The sequence below is a fragment of the Serratia sp. J2 genome, from assembly GCF_046269175.1.
Lineage (GTDB): Bacteria > Pseudomonadota > Gammaproteobacteria > Enterobacterales > Enterobacteriaceae > Chania > Chania fonticola_C.
Genome location: NZ_JBKABN010000080.1, coordinates 1 through 2205 on the forward strand (window position 1 = coordinate 1; position 2205 = coordinate 2205).

Sequence of the window (2205 nt, forward strand, 5' to 3'; positions counted from 1 at the left end):
CCTTTGGCTATGCTGAATTTCCGGCTTCTGAAACGAATTTGTACGACACTGCCAGCAGCCTGTTCCAGTTTAACCGTTCACTGGCACTCAACCCTTTGACCCCGGTAGCGATCCTCCGCTTATTCAACCAGTGCCCATTTGAGCCGTTGAGGCAAGAGGTTGCCCAGAATCCAGCCCTGCCTGCATCCTAGATGAACAAAGTGGTGAAATTCGCTACCCAGCAGTTGAAGAAGCGAAAGTAACGAACCTGCTGCTCCCGACAGGCTCAATCAGCAAATTAAGGATATAGAATGTCGAAGTTAATTTATTATGTTGCAGCATCTATGGATGGCTACATTGCCACCCAGGATCATGAGCTTGACTGGCTGACTAATTTTATCTTAGGCGATGATGCTACACCTTATGATGACTTCTACCAGAGTATTGGCGCGGTGATTATGGGCGGAAAAACCTACAGCTGGATAATGGAAAATGCCCATGGCGACTGGCCTTATAAAGATGTTCCGGCGTTCATTTTGACAAGTCAGGATCTGGCAATACCGCAAGGCACAGGCATAAGTAAAGTGAGTGGGAATGCTAATGATATTGCCAGGCATGCAAAACTGGCGGCAAAAGGTAAGGATGTTTGGGTTGTTGGAGGAGGTAAGTCCGCTGCATTTTTCGCCGATGCTGGGGAGTTAGACCAATTATATATCACAACCATTCCCGTATTCCTGGGGGAAGGGATCAAGATCCTACCCGTCAACCGTAGTGTGGTTGTGACACCAGTGACGAGCCGGTTTTTACAAAGCGGTGCGTTAGAAAGCGTGTTAACTATAAGAAAGTAGTGCCGAGTAGTCGCCGTGGAATAAAAAGGCAGGATAGAGAAGCCGCATCTAGCGACTTCTCTAGGGACAACAATCAGTGGTAAATCTCGGCCGTACCACACATACGATTGTTGCCGGAAGCGCCGATAATGCGATAGGCACTTGCCCCGGCTGCCTTAGCCTTATTCTCCAGTTCACGCTGGAGGCTGCTCAGGCTGTTACTACTTGAACAGGCGCTAATCACGCCGATTTTCTGCTGATTGGCAGGTGCAACGTCAACCAGCGTGGCCGCCATGACAGAGAAAGAAAGCGTTGCCAACGCGAGTGCGGCGATGGCCATTTTGACAGGTTTCATATCAGGTTCTCCTTTGCTGTTCAGATATGTCGGGCCGGGTAACCCGCTTTGCCAAGTACCGCAAGTAACTCGCTTGCTGCCAAAGTGCTGTCGACCTTTACCTCGCCCGCAGCCGGATTGGTTTCGATACGGGCCTGTGGGTCAACGCCCAGTAGCGCCTTGGTGACGGATTTGGCGCAGCCGCCGCAGGTCATATTGGGAACAGTGAAATGATGCATATTGATCTCCATCGGGTTGGTGTCAGATCACTATGAGGTTTGCCAGCGTGGCAAGGTCAAAGGTTTTTCTGCAAAATTTTCTCTTTCGCTACAACGGCAAACCCCTTTTCCCCGCGTTTCAGCACACCTGACGCAACACCGAACTTTGGTGCCTTATTTGGCACTGTCGTTACTGCGGTTGGCTCGGCTAAATCAGCCAGGATCGGGCAGTCTGGGCGGTCATTACCGTGGCAGTGGTCGGCCAGGAACTCGAGGGTTTCTGCCATCGCCTGCAGTTCGGCAATCTTGGCTTTTAGCCGCGCGACGTGGGAAAGCGCCATTTCTTTGACGTCGGCGCTGGCGCGGTCCCGGTCGTTCCACAGCACCAACAGCGCCGAGATCTGCTCAACAGAAAACCCAAGGTCGCGTGAGCGGCGGATAAAGCGCAGGCTATGTACGTCCGAAGCGCTGTAATGGCGGTAGCCCGCATCCGAGCGTATGGCCTTGGGGATCAAACCGATCTGTTCGTAGTAACGGATCATTTTGGCTGAAACGCCGGAGGACTTGGCTGCTTGACCGATATTCATCATTATCTCCTTCAGAGGGATAGCACTGAAACTGTGGATTAGCGTCATTGTTACTGGTTAAGCTCGCTGGTCTCCCTCACCCCAACCCTCTCCCCAAGGAGAGGGAGTTGATACGGAGCTGCGGTCAGGCATGGTGATCCATTTCTGGCTCACTATCCTGCTCCCAAGAACAGGGAACAGATATGGGAATATCTTCACGTGTAGGCCAGGTGATCTTCTGCCATTGATAGCGAGCTCGAACGGTCCCCTCTCCTTGTGGG

At 52.0% G+C, this 2205-nt stretch carries 5 protein-coding genes; 2 read left to right on the top strand and 3 right to left on the bottom strand.

What is annotated here, in order from left to right; translation table 11 throughout:
* Nucleotides 1-191 (top strand): hypothetical protein (locus tag ACKWMY_RS28060; RefSeq protein WP_409487530.1); only part of this gene is annotated, 191 nt, incomplete at its 5' end.
* 99 nt (nucleotides 192-290) lie between these two features.
* The gene (locus ACKWMY_RS28065) at nucleotides 291-827 is read left to right on the top strand and encodes a dihydrofolate reductase family protein (protein WP_253082575.1); all 537 of its coding nucleotides are present in this window, start codon (nucleotides 291-293) and stop codon (nucleotides 825-827) included.
* Between the two features lie 73 nt (nucleotides 828-900).
* Here ACKWMY_RS28065 and bhsA read toward each other — a convergent pair whose 3' ends face one another.
* The 3 genes from bhsA to cueR are packed head-to-tail and all read right to left on the bottom strand — an operon-like array spanning nucleotide 901 to nucleotide 1945.
* Complete coding sequence (bhsA, locus tag ACKWMY_RS28070) at nucleotides 901-1161, bottom strand: multiple stress resistance protein BhsA (RefSeq protein WP_024486783.1); 261 nt, start codon at nucleotides 1159-1161, stop codon at nucleotides 901-903.
* A 20-nt stretch (nucleotides 1162-1181) separates the two neighbouring features.
* A complete protein-coding gene (locus ACKWMY_RS28075) occupies nucleotides 1182-1379 on the bottom strand; it encodes a heavy-metal-associated domain-containing protein (RefSeq protein ID WP_065684934.1) in 198 nt (65 codons plus the stop codon).
* A gap of 56 nt (nucleotides 1380-1435) precedes the next feature.
* Nucleotides 1436-1945 carry a Cu(I)-responsive transcriptional regulator gene (cueR, locus tag ACKWMY_RS28080; protein WP_083196374.1) on the bottom strand — a complete coding sequence of 170 codons (510 nt, stop codon included), beginning with the start codon at nucleotides 1943-1945 and terminating at the stop codon, nucleotides 1436-1438.
* Nucleotides 1946-2205: the final 260 nt, after the last annotated feature.

Excerpts from the sequence above, each read along its gene's own strand:
- ACKWMY_RS28065 (WP_253082575.1), top strand. The coding sequence starts at position 291 with ATGTCGAAGTTAATTTATTATGTTGCAGCATCTATGGATGGCTACATT.
- ACKWMY_RS28075 (WP_065684934.1), bottom strand. The coding sequence starts at position 1,379 with ATGCATCATTTCACTGTTCCCAATATGACCTGCGGCGGCTGCGCCAAA.
- cueR (WP_083196374.1), bottom strand. The coding sequence starts at position 1,945 with ATGAATATCGGTCAAGCAGCCAAGTCCTCCGGCGTTTCAGCCAAAATG.
- bhsA (WP_024486783.1), bottom strand. The coding sequence starts at position 1,161 with ATGAAACCTGTCAAAATGGCCATCGCCGCACTCGCGTTGGCAACGCTT.